Annotated in this window: 14 protein-coding genes; 5 read left to right on the top strand and 9 right to left on the bottom strand. The window is 73.9% G+C overall.

What is annotated here, in order from left to right; genetic code table 11:
- Window positions 1-41 precede the first annotated feature (41 nt).
- Genes FB470_RS18725 through FB470_RS18715 form a run of 3 tightly spaced genes read right to left on the bottom strand, consistent with a single transcriptional unit; the run spans window position 42 to window position 4,361 of the window.
- The gene (locus FB470_RS18725) at window positions 42-2,930 is read right to left on the bottom strand and encodes a helix-turn-helix transcriptional regulator (protein ID WP_306993250.1); all 2,889 of its coding nucleotides are present in this window, start codon (window positions 2,928-2,930) and stop codon (window positions 42-44) included.
- Window positions 2,931-2,951: 21 nt separating this feature from the next.
- Entirely contained in the window at window positions 2,952-3,944 is a 993-nt protein-coding gene (locus tag FB470_RS18720) for an NAD(+)/NADH kinase (RefSeq protein WP_306993248.1), read from the bottom strand.
- 33 nt (window positions 3,945-3,977) lie between these two features.
- Window positions 3,978-4,361, bottom strand: a complete 384-nt coding sequence (locus FB470_RS18715; RefSeq protein WP_306993247.1) for a hypothetical protein — start codon at window positions 4,359-4,361, stop codon at window positions 3,978-3,980.
- 170 nt (window positions 4,362-4,531) lie between these two features.
- Between FB470_RS18715 and FB470_RS18710 the strand changes: the two genes are divergently transcribed.
- Window positions 4,532-6,067, top strand: a complete 1,536-nt coding sequence (locus FB470_RS18710) for an alkaline phosphatase D family protein (protein WP_306993246.1) — start codon at window positions 4,532-4,534, stop codon at window positions 6,065-6,067.
- Between the two features lie 9 nt (window positions 6,068-6,076).
- On the opposite strand, the gene FB470_RS18705 is transcribed toward FB470_RS18710, so the two are convergent.
- Together FB470_RS18705 and FB470_RS18700 are read right to left on the bottom strand one after the other, a co-directional pair.
- Window positions 6,077-7,285: an RNA polymerase sigma factor gene (locus FB470_RS18705; RefSeq protein ID WP_306993244.1), complete on the bottom strand. Its 1,209-nt coding sequence runs from the start codon at window positions 7,283-7,285 to the stop codon at window positions 6,077-6,079.
- On the bottom strand, window positions 7,282-7,626 hold the full coding sequence (locus FB470_RS18700) for a YciI family protein (RefSeq protein WP_306993242.1): 345 nt from the start codon (window positions 7,624-7,626) through the stop codon (window positions 7,282-7,284). The genes FB470_RS18705 and FB470_RS18700 overlap by 4 nt, the downstream gene beginning before the upstream one ends.
- Before the next feature lie 446 nt (window positions 7,627-8,072).
- Between FB470_RS18700 and FB470_RS18695 the strand changes: the two genes are divergently transcribed.
- A complete protein-coding gene (locus tag FB470_RS18695) occupies window positions 8,073-9,452 on the top strand; it encodes a CHASE3 domain-containing protein (RefSeq protein WP_306993241.1) in 1,380 nt (459 codons plus the stop codon).
- Here FB470_RS18695 and def read toward each other — a convergent pair.
- A complete protein-coding gene (gene def, locus FB470_RS18690) occupies window positions 9,412-10,041 on the bottom strand; it encodes a peptide deformylase (protein WP_306993239.1) in 630 nt (209 codons plus the stop codon). The genes FB470_RS18695 and def overlap by 41 nt on opposite strands.
- Window positions 10,042-10,157: 116 nt before the next feature.
- Between def and FB470_RS18685 the strand changes: the two genes are divergently transcribed.
- Entirely contained in the window at window positions 10,158-10,574 is a 417-nt protein-coding gene (locus FB470_RS18685) for a CBS domain-containing protein (RefSeq protein WP_306999350.1), read from the top strand.
- Between the two features lie 712 nt (window positions 10,575-11,286).
- Here FB470_RS18685 and FB470_RS18680 read toward each other — a convergent pair.
- Complete coding sequence (locus FB470_RS18680; RefSeq protein ID WP_306993238.1) at window positions 11,287-11,502, bottom strand: dodecin; 216 nt, start codon at window positions 11,500-11,502, stop codon at window positions 11,287-11,289.
- Between the two features lie 285 nt (window positions 11,503-11,787).
- Here FB470_RS18680 and FB470_RS18675 point away from each other — a divergent pair, with 285 nt between their 5' ends.
- A complete protein-coding gene (locus FB470_RS18675; RefSeq protein ID WP_306993237.1) occupies window positions 11,788-12,423 on the top strand; it encodes a nitroreductase family protein in 636 nt (211 codons plus the stop codon).
- A 4-nt stretch (window positions 12,424-12,427) separates the two neighbouring features.
- Window positions 12,428-12,910 carry an NUDIX domain-containing protein gene (locus tag FB470_RS18670; protein WP_306993235.1) on the top strand — a complete coding sequence of 161 codons (483 nt, stop codon included), beginning with the start codon at window positions 12,428-12,430 and terminating at the stop codon, window positions 12,908-12,910.
- Window positions 12,911-13,916: 1,006 nt separating this feature from the next.
- Here FB470_RS18670 and FB470_RS18665 read toward each other — a convergent pair.
- Both FB470_RS18665 and FB470_RS18660 read right to left on the bottom strand, forming a co-directional pair.
- Entirely contained in the window at window positions 13,917-14,405 is a 489-nt protein-coding gene (locus FB470_RS18665; protein ID WP_306993233.1) for an SRPBCC family protein, read from the bottom strand.
- Complete coding sequence (locus FB470_RS18660) at window positions 14,386-14,742, bottom strand: ArsR/SmtB family transcription factor (RefSeq protein ID WP_306993232.1); 357 nt, start codon at window positions 14,740-14,742, stop codon at window positions 14,386-14,388. The genes FB470_RS18665 and FB470_RS18660 overlap by 20 nt, the downstream gene beginning before the upstream one ends.
- Window positions 14,743-14,776: the final 34 nt, after the last annotated feature.

The raw sequence follows: 14,776 nt of genomic DNA, 5'->3' as shown, positions 1-14,776 counted from the left end.
CGATGCTGCGCCCGATCACGTGCGCCCGCCAGTCGGTCGCGCTAACCGAGCAGTCCGCGCTGGTGCGCGCGTGAGACGGCCTCGGCCCGGCTCCCCGCGCCCAGCTTGGCCATGACCCGCGACAGGTGCACGCTCGCCGTCTTCTCGCTGATGAACAGCCGCTCGCCCACCTGGCGGTTGGTGAGCCCGCCGGCCACCAGTTCCAGCACCGACCGCTCGCGCGGGGTCAGCACGTCGTCCTCCGGCGCGGATCCGCCGGCGACGGTCAGGCGCCCACGGCGCGCCAGGTCGTCGACCGCCGACCGCAGCGGCCGCGCACCCAGTTCCGTCGCCGCCGTGTGCACGAGGCGGATCTGCTCGGCGGCGGCATCCCGATCGCCGTGCGCGAGCAGGGCCGCGGCCCACCGCCACCGGGCGAGCAGCTGCCAGTAGGGCAGCGCCTCGGCCTCCTTCACCGCGTGCGCCCAGGCATCCGGATCGTCCTGCCCGCGCAGGCGGTTCAGGTCGGCGGTGAGCCGGGCGGTGGGCGCGAGCGTGTCCGGGCTGCGTGCCTCCAGCCGGACGTGCAGCAATGAGGCAGGCTCGGTGGCGGCCAGCTCCTCCCCCGCACCGGCCAGCTCGCCGGTGTCCTCCCCGCGGCGCCGGGCCTGCTCGGCGAGGTCGGCCAGCGCCGACACACCCGTCGCGGCGGCCCACCGGATGTCGGCCACGCTGGAACGGGACATCGCGCGGATCCGGTCGAGCACGGACCGGGCCCCGGCGACGGCCGCGAGCGGGTCACCGCGCCACTGCGCGGCCTCGGCGAGCGCGATGCCGAACACGACGTCGGTGCGGGCGTCGTCGCGCTGGTCGGCCAGGCGCGCCGCGAGGTCCTCGACCTCGGCGAACCGGCCCTGGGCGACCAGGATCGGCGCCGAGTACGCGCCGATGCGCGCCCGCGCGAAGCGGGGCGCGCCGGTCACCTCGGCCCGGGCCAGCGCATCGTCCCAGTCGCCGAGCACGTAGAGGTCGAACAGCTCGCTGGTGCGCCCCTCGACGCCGACGTCGCTCCAGCCGAGCCCGGCGCGCTCCGCGCGTTGCCACACCTGCGCGGACATCCGCGCCGCCCCGCGCACGTCCCTGCTGATCAGCAGGTTGCTGGTGATGTTGTGCAGCGCGCGCAGCTCGACCCGGGTCGCGCCGATCGCGGCCGCCCGTTCCGCGGCGGCCGTGCCCAGCTCGATCGATCGAGCCGTCCGCTCCCGCCACGACTCGAACGCGGCGAGCGTGACCAGCCCGTCGGCTTCGACGTCCGGTGCCCCGGCCGCCCGCGCGTCCGCGATGGCCTGCTCCACGTGGCCGCTCAGCTCGTCCACGTCCAGGTCGGGCACGCCCCACACCCACGCGCGGGCCCGCAGGGCCAGCACCTTCGCGCGGACGACGCTCGCCGGGCGGTCGCGCACCAGGTCCCAGGCCTCGCCGACCGCCTGGGAGACCTCGGCGCGGCGCGTGTCGAACGGGATCAGCGCGGTCGCCAGCTGGTGGCGTGCGTCGGCCGCCAGCTCGGGATCGTTGCGCAGGTCCGCCCTGGTGACCGCGGACCGGGCGTAGGTGACGGCCCGGTCGATCTCGCCGGCGGCGAACGCCATCCCGGACGCCGACCACAGCAGCGCCAGCTCGTCCCGGCCGGCCACGCCCTCCGGCCCGGGCACCGCGTCCCACAGCTGCAGGGCCTGTTCGAGGTGCTGCAGCGCTTCGCCCGGTGCGTGCATCCGCGTGGCCTCGTCGGCGGCGCGCACCGACGCGGCGAGCGCGGTCGGCAGGTCGTGGCTGCGGAAACTGTGGTACGCCAGCGCGGCCGGGGTGCCGATCCGCCCGGCGACCCGCGCGAAGCCGGCGTGCAGGCGGACCCGTTCGCCGGGCAGCAGGTCGTCGTAGACCGCTTCACGCAGCAGCGCGTGCCGGAACGCGTAACCGTCCTCCGCGGGCACGAGGACGTTGTGCAGCACGGCTTCCCGCAACGCCGTCTCCAGCGCGGTGTCGTCGAGGCCGCACACCTCACGCAGGCACGCGTGCTCACTGAGCTGCGCGGCGCCGGAAACCGCGCGCACCACCCGCCGGGTTTCCGGGCTCAACCGCTCGACCCGCGCCAGCAGCAGCTCCAGGAGCCCGCCGGGCAGGCTCGCGCCCCGCTGCGCGGCGGCGGTCAGCTCCTCGCAGAAGAACGCGTTGCCCTCGGAACGCTCGGCCACGGCGTGCAGGGTCGTGTCGGGCAGGGCGCCCTCGGCGAGCGCGGACACGAACGCGACCGCCTCCGCGGCGCTGAACGGGCCCAGCTCGATCCGGCCGACGGCGGGCAGCCGGGACACCTCCGCGAGCAGCGGCCGCAGCGGGTGCCGGCGGTGCAGGTCGTCGGTCCGGTAGGTGGCCACCACGAGCAGGTTCTGGGTGTCCAACCGGGACAGCAGGAACAGCACCAGGTCCCGCGTCGAGACATCGGCCCAGTGCAGGTCCTCGAGCGCGAGCAGCACCGGGTGACGCGCGGCGAGTTCGCTGAGCAACCCGTGCACCGCGTCGAAGAGCCGCAACCGCTCCATCGCCTGGCCCGCCTGCTCCGGCGACGCGAGTGCGGGCAGCAGCAGACCGAGCACGGGCCACTGCGCGGCCAGTTCCCGCTGCTCCGCGCCGAGACGGCCGAGCGCCTCCACGAACGGCAGGTACGGCAGGCCGGCTTCCCCGACGTCGAGGCAACGGCCGGACAGCACGGTCACGCCGTCGCGCTCGGCCTCGGTGACGAGTTCGGTCAGCAGCCGGGACTTGCCGACGCCCGCGTCACCGGCCAGCAGCACCGCGCCCGCCTGCCCCGATCCGGCGCGGCGCAGCGCCGTGCGCAGGGTGCCCAGTTCGGGTTCACGGCCGAGCAGCGGGATCGAAGTTCCGAGGCGAGGCACAGCTCATACTCCCACGGGTGGTCACCGCGGCCGCCGTTCGTCGGCGAGCGCGGCCGCCGAATCGGCCAGCCCGAAGCGGTCCCGCACCCGGCACAGGAAGTCCGGCTCGTCGAAGCGGACCAGCCGCGCCCGGCGGCTCGCCGCCTGCACGGTGATCCAGTCGCCCGGCTCCAGCACCCCGCGCAACTGCCCGTCGACGCTCACCGCGGCCTCGCCGGACTGCTCGAGCACCCGGATGCCGACCCGCTGCTGCGGCGCGAGCACGACGCTGCGGTTGAACACCATGTGCGGCGCGACCGGCGTGAACACCAGCGCGTCCAGCCCGGGCGAGACGATCGGGCCGCCCGCGGAGAAGCTGTAGGCGGTGGACCCGGTCGAGGAGGCCACCACGAACGCGTCCGTCGAGTAGACGGCGAACTGCGTGCCGTCGACGTAGACGGCGAGGCTCGCCTGGCGGTCGCGGGCCAGCTTCTCCACCACGATGTCGTTGAGGCCCAGCACGTCCAGCTGGATTCCCGCGCCGTCGGCGAGTTCCCGCCGCGCGGTCGGTGGCGGCAGCGCCGGGCCACGGCCGTAGCGCAGCATCGGCTCGATGCCCTTCGGGATGCTCAGCGGGCGGGACGCGCACATGGTCAGCGTCATGCGGGAGTCGACGTGGAAGGCGCCGTCGTTGACCGCCTCCAGCGCCGTGATCACGTCCTCGGTCGCGACCTCGGTGAGGAACCCGACGCGGCCGACGTTGATCCCGAGCACCAGCGCCTCCGCCGGTGCCGCGACGCGCACCCCGCGCAGGAACGTGCCGTCGCCGCCGACGGTGACGATCAGGTCCGGGTTGCCCGCGCGCTCGGCCTCCTCCTTGGCGTGCCGGCGGTGTCCGTCGAAGTCGTCCCACACGTCGATGTCGGTGCACTGGACACCCCGGCCGGCCGCCCAGGCGCGCACCTCACCAGCCGTGCGCCGCGCGGCCTCCTTGCCGCCGTGCACGACCAGGCCGATGCGGGATACCGAAGCCATGTCCTCCTTCGTACCAGGGCCGGGGCGGGCGCGTCAGGACGCGAGCGGCTGGGCGCTCTCCGGCACCGCGACGGCGGCCGGTCTGGGCAGTTCGGCGCAGCTCACGCGCACCTCGGCCGGCCGCGGCGTCGCCCACGTCGCGAGCATGAGGAAGGTGACCGACTCGCCCGGACCGAGGTCGGTGAGGTCGGGCAGCCGCCGGGTGAGGGCGCGGTCGTAGCCCTCACCGAGCTCGACTCGCACCTCCGTGGCGGGCACGGCGCCGGTGTTGGTCAGCCGGAACCACTGCTGCGGCAGGGCCTCGAGGCCGAACGCGGGCACCGGCGCACCCGTGCGGGGCCGTCGCCCGGCCGAACGCCGGCCCAGCCCGAACGCCGTCACCACGGCCACCACCAGTACCGCCACCTCGATCAACACGCGCACACCCGCTGATCGCCCGTCCGGGCCAGTCCGCTACGTCAGGTGATCGAACCGTGATGTGCCGCGCGCGATCTTCCACCCGCCGTCCACCGGGGATTCGGGCGCCGGCAATGTGGCGAACTTAGCGTGTGCGCGCCTTTCCTCCCGAACCCCCGAAAAGGTGACGCATGTCCGATCGCTCCCCCACCCGCCGCCAGGTCTTGATCGCCGGTTCCGCCGCTCTCGGCGTGGCCGCCGTCTCCGGGTTCGGCACCGCCTCCGCCAGCCCCGTCCGCGACCCCTTCACGCTGGGCGTCGCCTCGGGCGACCCGCTGCCCGACGGCGTGGTGCTGTGGACGCGGCTCGCCCCCGACCCGCTCGCCGCGGACGGCCTGGGCGGCATGCCGTCGAAGGTCGTGCCCGTCGAGTGGCAGGTCGCCGCCGACGAGCGGTTCCAGCAGGTGGTCCGCGCGGGCGCGGAGATCGCCCGTCCCGAGTCCGCGCACGCGGTGCACGCCGAGGTGTCCGGCCTGCGGCCCGGGGCCGAGTACTTCTACCGGTTCCGCGTCGGCAACCAGATCAGCCCGGTCGGGCGGACGAAGACGGCGCCGCGGCCCGGCGCGCGGCTGGACGAGTTCTCGTTCGCGTTCGCCAGCTGCCAGAACTACCCGGAGGGCTTCTACACCACACACGCGCACCTGGCCCAGGAGGACCTGGACCTGGTCGCGTTCCTCGGCGACTACATCTACGAGGGCAGCGCGCAGGGCAGCATCGGCCGCGGGCACAGCCCGGCCGCCGAGACGTTCACGCTCGCCGACTACCGGGTGCGCCTGGCGCAGTACAAGGGCGACGCCGACCTGCAGGCCGCACACGCCGCGTTCCCGTGGGCGGTCGTGTTCGACGACCACGAGGTGGAGAACAACTGGGCGGGCGACATCTCCCAGCCCGACACCGAGCCCGACCAGGACCCGGCGGTGTTCCGGCAGCGGCGGGCGCAGGCGTTCCAGGCCTACTGGGAGCACATGCCGTTGCGCCGCGCCCAGCGCCCGAGCGGGCCGGACATCCGGATCTTCCGCCGGCTCACCTTCGGCGACCTGGTGGACGTGCACCTGCTGGACACCCGGCAGTACCGCGACGACCAGGTGGCCGGCGACGCGCGGCTGGACCCGTCGCGCACGATCCTGGGCGCGCAGCAGAAGGAGTGGCTGCTGGGCAACCTGGCCGGGCCGACGGCGCGCTGGAACATCCTGGCGCAGCAGGTCTTCTTCTCGCAGCGCGACTTCACCTCCGGCACGGCCGACTCGTTCAGCGACGACGCGTGGGACGACTACCCCGTGGAGCGGAACCTCGTGCGCGACCGGCTCGCCCGGGCGAGCAACCCGGTGGTCATCACGGGTGACGTGCACGCGAGCTACGTGGTGGACGTGAAGGCCGACTTCGAGGACCCGGCGTCGGCGACGGTGGCGACGGAGCTGGTGGGCACGTCCATCACCTCGGGCGGCAACGGCACGGACCAGAACGCCGGGGACGCCGTGCAGCTGCGGGAGAACCCGCACATCAAGTTCATCAACCGCAAGCGGGGCTACGTGCGGAACACGATCACGAGGGAGTCGTGGACGGCCGACTACCGCGTGGTGGACTACGTGAACCGCCCGGGCGCGCCGATCCAGGACCGCGCGCGGTTCGTGATCGAAGCCGGCCGCGCGGGGGCGCAGCAGGCCTGATCCGCGTCCTCACCCGCCGGCCTCGCGCAGCCGGCGGGTGAGGAACTCCCGCTCGGCTCGGTTCTCCGTGAGCGCCAGCGCCGCCCGGTAGGCCCGCGCTGCCTCCCTGACCCGCCCCGCGCGCCGCAGCAGGTCTGCCCGGATCGCGTGGAACAGGTAGTACTCCCGCAGCTCGAGCGACTCCACCTCGGCGAGCCCCGCCGCGGGGCCGGCGACCTCCGCCACCGCGACCGCCCGGTTCAGCGCCGCCACCGGGGACGGCGCGATCGCCATCAGCTGGTCGTACAGCGTCACCACCTGCCGCCAGTCCGTGTCCGCGACGGTCGGCGCGTCGCTGTGCACGGCGTTGATCGCCGCCTGGATCTGGTACGGCCCGGGCCGCCCGCGCCGCAGGCACCGCCGCACCAGGGCCTGCCCCTCGGCGATCAGCTCCCGGTCCCACCGGGACCGGTCCTGGTCGGCCAGCAGCACCAGGGAACCGTCCGGCGCCGTGCGGGCGGCGCGCCGCGACTCGGTCAGCAGCATCAGCGCGAGCAGCCCCAGCACTTCCGGCTCGTCGGGCATGAGACCGGCCAGCACGCGCGTCAGCCGGATCGCCTCGGCGCACAGGTCCGCGCGCACCAGCTCGTCACCCGCACTGGCCGTGTACCCCTCGTTGAACACCAGGTACAGCACCGCGAGCACGGCCCGCAGCCGGTCGGGCAGGTCCGCCTCGCGCGGCACCCGGTACGGGATGCGCGCGGCGCGGATCTTGGCCTTGGCGCGCACGATCCGTTGCGCCATCGTCTTCTCCGGCACCAGGAACGCCCGCGCGATCTCCGCGGTGGTCAGGCCGCCCAGCAGCCGCAGCGTCAGCGCGACGCGCGCGGCCGGGGCGAGCGCCGGGTGGCAGCAGGTGAAGATCAGCCGGAGCCGTTCGTCGGGCACCGCACCCTCCTCCATCGGCTCGTCCCGCACCTGCAACAGGGCCGCGTGCGCCTGCCGGTCGTCGCGGGTGGCCTCGCGCCGCAACCGGTCGATGGCGCGGTTGCGGGCGGTGGTGATGATCCAGCCCGCCGGGCTCGGCGGTACGCCGTCCTCCGGCCACCGCCGCACCGCGGTGGCGAACGCGTCCTGGACCGCTTCCTCGGCGATGTCGATGTCGCCGAAAACGCGGACCAGGACGGCCACGGCGCGTCCGTACTCCTCGCGGAAGACGCGCGCGATCTCCTCGCTCAACCGTCCGCCAGCGGCCGGACCTCGACGGGCAGGGTGGTCGCGCGCGCCGCCTTCCGCCCCCACTCCAGCGCCTCGTCCAGGTCGGCGGCGCGGATGACGGTGAAGCCGCCGACGTGTTCCTTGCCCTCGAGGTACGGCCCGTCGGTGACGAGCACGTCGTCGCCCCGCGGCCGGACCACGGTCGCGGTCTCCGGCGGGTGCAGGCCGCCGGTGAACACCCACGCGCCCGCCGCCCGCAACTCGTCTTCGAAGGCCGTCACGTTCGCCATGATCGGGCCGAGGACCTCGGGCGCGGGCGGTTCGCCGTCGGGCTGGTAGATCGTCAGCAGGTAGTCGGGCATCACGTCCTCCTCGGATCGGTTCTCATGGTCCACACGAACGGCGACCCCGCACATCGACAGCCCGCGCGAAAAATGTTTGACGCGCGGCCACCCGCCGGGTGACCCTGGCAGCACGAACCCCAACGCTCGCCCGCCCGTTCCGGTGCACCGGCTCCACACCGCGCGCCCGGTCCGGTTCGCTGTGGCGTGCGTTCGCGGGCCCGCCCACACCGCGGGCCGCCCCCGGCCGGCGCGGACCGATGCCGCGCCGGCCGGGGAGACCACACGGCGCGCGCCGCGTCGCGGCTGCCGGCGCAGCGCGGAACGTCCGCAGCAGCAAGGAATTTCCCCCGCGTGACCCACACTCCGCCACCGGACACGAGCCGCACCCACCCCGCGTTGAGCGGCCTGCCGTCGGCGAGGGAAAATCGGGGCTCGCGTTTTCCCGAACCGCGTTATCGTGATTCGTGGCCATTCCGCGATTCTGGCCGCGGACGTTGCGGTGGCGGGTCTTCCTCCTCGTCAGCGGGCTCCTGCTACTGCTGTTGATCACGGCGATCGCCACCACCGTGTCGCGTGTCCACGTCACGGAAGCCGACTCGCGGGTGCGGGACACGCTGCGCCCGGCGCAGACGGCGGCGGCCGATCTCGCGAAGGGCTACGTGGACATGGAAACCGGCGAACGGGGTTTTCTGCTGAGCCGTGATCCGCAATTCCTCGAGCCTTACGACAACGGCTCGGCGGCGGTCGGCGCGGCCCGCGACCGCATCGCCCGCCTGCTCGACGGCGAACCGGAATCGGTCGCCCTGCTCGCCGACGTCGATGCCGCGGGCACGGCCTGGCGCACCCAGGCTGCGGACCCGGCGATCGCGCTGGCCCGCGCGGACGGCGTGATCGCCGACGGCGTGCCCGGCAAGGCCTTGTTCGACACCCTGCGCACCCGGATCGCGGAGCTGCAGAACCACGTCGACGAGCTGATCTCAGCCGGGCTGGCCTCGTCGAACAGAGCGAGCGGCACGGCCGACGTGATCGCGACCGTGTGCGTGGGTCTCGCGCTCGTGCTGGGCGCGGCGAGCGTGTTCCTGCTGCGCCGGTCGCTCGTGGTGCCACTGGACCGGCTGGTTTCCCAGGTGCGCGAGGTGTCCGGCGGCGACCTGCGGCGCGAGGTGGAGGCGAGCGGGCCGGAGGAACTGGCCGCACTGGGCGAGGCTGTCGAGGCGATGCGGACGCGGATCCTGTCGGAGGCGGAGCAGGTGGCCGCGGCCTCCAACCGCATCGCACGGCTGGAGGAGACCGACCGGATCGCGCGGCGTCTCGGCGACACCGCGATCCGGCGGCTCTACGGCATCACGCTCGACCTGCAGTCGGCCGCGGCGCGGTTCCCCCGGTCCGGGTCGGCCATGGCCACGGCGATCACCGGGATCGACCGCACGATCTCGGCGCTGCGGACCTCCGTCTACGGCCCGGCGGCACCCGGCACCCGGCCGACGCTGCGGGCGCAGGTCAGCGAGGTGGTCGGGGAGCTGGAGTCGGTACACGGCTCGGCACCCGGCCTGGTGCTCGCCGGAGACCTCGACGACGAGCCGCCCGACGACGTCGTCGCGGAGGTCGTCCAGGTGCTGCGCGACCTCCTCCACGCCGTGGCGGTGCCCGGCGGCGGCGCGGAGGAGGTCGAGCTCGCGCCGGCTCGGGGAGCGATCCGGCTGCGTGTCGTCGGCGCGGTGTCCGACGACCAGGTGGCGGCCCTGCGAGCGGCGGTGGCGGAGGTCTCCGGCGACGCGGTCGTGCGGCCGGCGCCGGGACACTTCACGGTCGAGTGGAGCCGTCCGCTGCGACCGGATTCGTGACGACCGGGTAGGCGGGTTCGCTCATCTCGCCGAGGGCCGTCTCGCGGGCCTCGGGGGTGAGGTGGTCGATGTAGAGGCGGCCGCCCAGGTGGTCGGTCTCGTGCTGGAAGCAGCGGGCGAGCAGGTCGCGTCCGGGCACGGCGACCGGGTTGCCCGCCAGGTCGAAGCCGCGGACCGTGACGTGGGCGGCCCGCGGGAGGACCGCCTGCGCGCCGGGCACGGACAGGCACCCTTCGGCGTGTGCGCCGGTGGCGCCGCCGGTGACCTCGACGACCGGGTTGACGACGTGACCGGCGTGCCACACCTCGTCGTCGGCCCGGTCGTAGCTCTCCGGGCAGAGGTAGACGAACACGCGCAGCGGCACGCCGATCTGGTTGGCCGCGAGTCCGACACCGCGGGCGGTGCGCATGCTGACGAACATGTCGGACACGAGGCGGGCGAGGTCGTCGCCGAAGTCGGTGACGTCGGCGCAGGGCTCGTGCAGCACGGGGTTGCCGACGACCGTGATGGGCCGCGACTCGCCGCGGGCGTAGTGGGCGTCCAGGTCACCGCCGGTCGCGATGTCGTAGTGGATCTCGATGTCGGGCATGCGTCGAGTAAACCAACGGGCCGCGCCGGCAGCGGCGGGTGGACGCGTTTGCCTCCGATCCGGCCGGGTATGCGGGGAGTGCCCAGTTCGACGTGGACCGGAGGCAGGCGAAGAAGATGACCAAGGCTCGCGAAATCATGACGTCCGACCCCGAGTGCGTCCGCTCGAGCGACACCGTGCTCGACGCCGCGAAGCGCATGGCGGAACTGCAGGTCGGGGCGATGCCCATCTGCGGTGAGGACAACCGGTTGAAGGGCATGCTGACCGACCGCGACATCGTGGTCAAGGTGCTAGCGCAGGGCAAGGACCCGCGTGCGGTGAACGCCGGGGAGCTGGCCCAGGGGGAGGCGGTCACGATCGGCGCCGACGACGACGCCGAGGAGATCCTGCGCACCATGTCGGACCACAAGGTGCGGCGGTTGCCCGTGATCGACGGCCACGACCTGGTCGGGATCGTCGCGCAGGCGGACGTCGCCCGCGCCCTCAAGGATCCCCAGGTGGGCGACCTGGTACAGGCCCTGTCCACCGACTGAGGCTGGAGGATTCCGCCAACTTGCGCGCTCTGATGTAGAGGTCCTCTCGACCGCCGTGAGGCGCCCTGGGGCACCGGCCCCCTCGACCGCCTGAGGCGCCCTGGGGCACCGGCCCCCGCGACCGCCCGAGGCGCCCTGGGGTACCGGCTCTCTCGACCCGCGTGAGGCGCCCTGCTGGAGGCCGTCTCGACTGACTGAGGTTCCCCTGCTCCGGCCGGGTGAAGAGCCACGAACGACTCGATCGGGTGGCAATTCCCCGGCCGGAGCCCGGTTTTTGTCGGGGGTTGTTCCTACGGTGATGGCATGGATCTCGGAGTCGTCACCAGAGTAGTCGCGGGTCTCAAGTGGACGGTCGCCGTGCTCGGCCGGACGGGCCGGCCCACACGGGGATTCCGCATGGGCCCCGCAGGCCCAACGGCGTCCGAACCCCCCAGGATTCGGCCTTCCCGGCTGACCCCCGCCCACGCCAGTGCCCCGCGAAACCCCGGCACATCACCCCCAGCCACATCAGGACAATCGCGCAACCACCACGCCCTCCCCGCTCGACGGGCACACGCCGCACCACACCAACATCCGCGAAACCCAGCCACCAGGCGCCGACCAATCAGGCAACCAGTGGCCCCCGCGCACACCCTGCCCGCTCGATCCGCGCCCCCGGCGGGACAGCCCGCGCAAGGCGCGGGCCGTCCCGTGCACCGTCTCCCGGGTCCGGTCAGTCCGCTTCCTCCAGGCGGAAACCCACCTTCATGCCGACCTGGAAGTGCCCGATCGCGCCGTTCTCGATGTGGCCTCGGATCTCCGTCACCTCGAACCAGTCCAGTTCGCGCAACGTCTGCGAGGCGCGCTCGATGCCCCCGCGGATCGCCGCCTCGAGGCTCTCACTCGACGAGCCGACGATCTCGGTGACGCGATAGGTGTGCCCGGCCATGTCAGGCCTCCTTGCCCTCAGCGGATACCGGCCACGGCATTGTCACCTGCCGCGTCCCCGCGCGCATCCCGCACCACCGCCGGCCGCCGCCCCCGCTCGCGGCGCCGGGAAGCGCGATCCGCCCCGGCACCACCACCGGCAGCGCGGCCTCATCTTCAGCGCAACCACACCGGCCGCCGAACCACTACCCACCGCCACAAGCCCATCCACGACAGACCCGGCCGCCACGCGCCACCCCAGCGGGCCCACCCCCAGCGGCACCGCCCGCATGCCAGGATCGGGGGCATGACACCAGAGGAGCTGTTGACCACCACCCGCAGCGTGCGCAAGCGGCTGGACCTGTCCCGCCCGGTGCCGAACGAGCTCATCGAGCGCGCGATCACCCTCGCGTTGCAGGCGCCGACCGGGTCGAACCGGCAGGACTGGCACTGGATCGTGGTCACCGACCCGGGTCTGCGGGCCGGGCTGGCTGAGCTGTACGCGAAGTCCTACCGCGCCTACCGCGCCAGCGGGCCCTCCCCGGAGGAGCGCTACCGGGACGACGCGGACCGCGCGGCGACCCAGCACCGGGTCATGAGCAGCTCCGACTACCTGGCCGAGCACATGGCCGAGGTGCCGGTCCTGCTCGTCCCGGCGATCCACGTCCCCGGCGGCAAGCTGCCCGAGGGCAATCAGGCCGGCCTGTGGGGCTCGATCCTGCCCGCGGTGTGGAGCTACATGCTGGCCGCGCGCAGCCTCGGCCTCGGCACGGCCTGGACGTCGCTGCACCTGGTCTACGAGCAGGAAGCCGCGGAGCTGCTGGGCATCCCCGACCACGTCCGCCAGGCCGCGCTGATCCCGACCGCCTTCTACACCGGCGAGACGTTCAAGCCGGCGAAGCGCCAGCCGCTGTCCGAGGTCCTCCACCACGACCGGTGGTGACCCGGTGCCCAGGAAGAGCGCCGCGTTCCTGCTCTACCGGCTGACCGGCGACCGGCGGCTGGAGGTGCTCATCGCCCACATGGGCGGTCCGTTCTGGGCGCGCAAGAACGAGCGCGCCTGGTCTATCCCGAAGGGCGAGTACACCGACGAGGACCCGTTGCCCGCGGCCCGCCGCGAGTTCGCCGAGGAGGTCGGTGAACCGGTGCTGACCGGCGACATCCTGGAGCTGGGCGAGTTCCGCCAGTCGAGCGGCAAGGTCATCACGACCTTCGCCGCCGAGGGAGATTTCGACCCGGCGCACTTCGCGAGCAACACGTTCGAGATGGAGTGGCCCAAGGGTTCCGGCCGGGTGCAGGAGTTCCCGGAGGTCGACCGTATCGAGTGGACGGACCCGCACCGGGCCGCCGAGCTGCTCGTGAAGGGACAGGTGCCCATCGTGGAGCGCCTGCGGGAAACGCTGGTGGCGCAAGGCGTTCTGGACTCGTGACGGTGGGGGCCGCACCCACGCCGCCCCCACCGAGTTCCGAATCCGACCGTGGACCGGACGGTCGCGGGCCGCGCACCTGCGGGGCCAGGCCCCCGGCACGGCACTCGCGGGCGGCGCGTTCGCGGGTGAAGACGCGGGTGGGCCGGGAATCCGCGTCTTCACCCGCGCTCGCGGGCCAAGCACCCGCCGGACCAGACATCGGCCGAGCTGGGCACCGAGCCGAGCATGCGCGCAACCGGCACCCCCGCTGGGCGCTTGCCCGCACCGCGCTCCCCAGCCCAGACGCTCGCGGGCCGGACACGGACCGGACACTGGCGGCCCGGACACTCGCGGGCCGGGCGCTCGGGGTCCGGACGCCAGCGGGCCCGGGCCGGACGCCGGCGGCCGCGGACCGGGCGCTCGCGCGCGGGCAGGCGCTCGCGGGCCAGTCGCTCGCGGGCCGGACGCCGGCCGGCGCGGACCGGGCGCTCGCGGGCAGGCGCTCGCGGGCCAGTCGCTCGCGGGCCAGTCGCTCGCGGGCCCGACGCCGGCCGGCGCGGACCGGGCGCTCGCGGGCGGGCGGGCGCTCGCGGACCGGACGCTGCGGGCCGGGCGCGCAGGCCACGCGGTCCGTCGCCGGGCGCGCGCCGCGGTCGCGGGCCAGCGCTCGCAGCCCCGGTCCTTGCGGGGCCGGGCACTCGCGGGCTGCGCGCACCCGGGCTGGGCGCTGGCGGCCGCTCGCGCCGCACGCTGGGGCCATCCACTGCCGGCGCACACCTGACGCGGCGCCCTGCGCGGACCTCCCGGCACAGTACCGCCCCGCACGGCCTGCCAGCGTCCCCCGGCCTGTCGACTCCCCGCGAGGACCGCCCGGCGCAGCACCACCTCGCGAGCCTGCCAGCACCCATCGCGGGCCGACCGAGGCGCCCGCGGCACCCCCGCCGCACCCGCGCCCCCGCCCGACGGCCCCGGCCGCAACCGCAACCGTGGGGGCCACGCGCCCGTGGCCCCCACCGGCGACCCGCCCTCAGCCGAGCGAAGCCGCCACCTGTTCGAGCTTGTCGAGCGACTCCTGCATCCCGCCTTCCATCCCGGACTCGATGTGACCGTCCCGCACCTCCTTGCTCGGGTACTCGGCCAGCACGGTCAGCGTGGTGCGCCCGTCGCGCTCGGTCAGGGTCAGCGTGTTCAGCGAGTGCGCGCCCGCCATGCCTTCGAACACCTCCGTCGACACGATCCGCTCGTGCTCCACGATCTCCCGGTACTCACCGTGGAAGGCGACCTCGAACCCACCGTCGGCCACCATCACGTGCCGCCACCGCCCGCCGACCCGCAGGTCGACCTCGACGGAGGTCACCTCGCCCCGCTCACCCGCCCACCAGCGCTTGATCAGCTCCGGCGTCGTCCAGGCCTTCCACACCAGCCGCGCCGGCGCGTCGAACTCCCGCGTGATCAGGATCTGGTTGTCCGCCGGGAGCGTCACCACTGCCGTACCGCTACTCGTCACCGTGCTCATCTCCGTCCTCCGATTCCTTCAGTTCCGCCAGAACCACGTCCATGCGGTCGAAGCGCTCGGACCACCACCGCCGGTACCCGCTGACCCAGTCGTGGATGTCCTTCAACGGGCGGGCGTTGAGGCGGTACACCCGCTGACGCCCCGAGTCGCGCACCTCCACCAGACCCACCTCCCGCAGGACCCGCAGGTGCTTCGACACCAGCGGCTGAGCCAGCCCGAGCACCGACACCAGGTCGTTCACCGGCTTCTCCCCGTCCGCCAGGAGGTCGAGGATCTGCCGCCGCCGCGGTTCGGCCACCGCGTTGAACGCGTCCGCTGTCGTCGCCGCCCTTGCCATGACCCAAATATATACCCATATGGGAATGTGTCAA

The sequence above is a fragment of the Amycolatopsis thermophila genome, assembly GCF_030814215.1.
Taxonomy (GTDB): domain Bacteria; phylum Actinomycetota; class Actinomycetes; order Mycobacteriales; family Pseudonocardiaceae; genus Amycolatopsis_E; species Amycolatopsis_E thermophila.
Note: the sequence above shows the minus strand (reverse complement) of the source record. Positions and strands in the feature narration are given on the sequence as shown.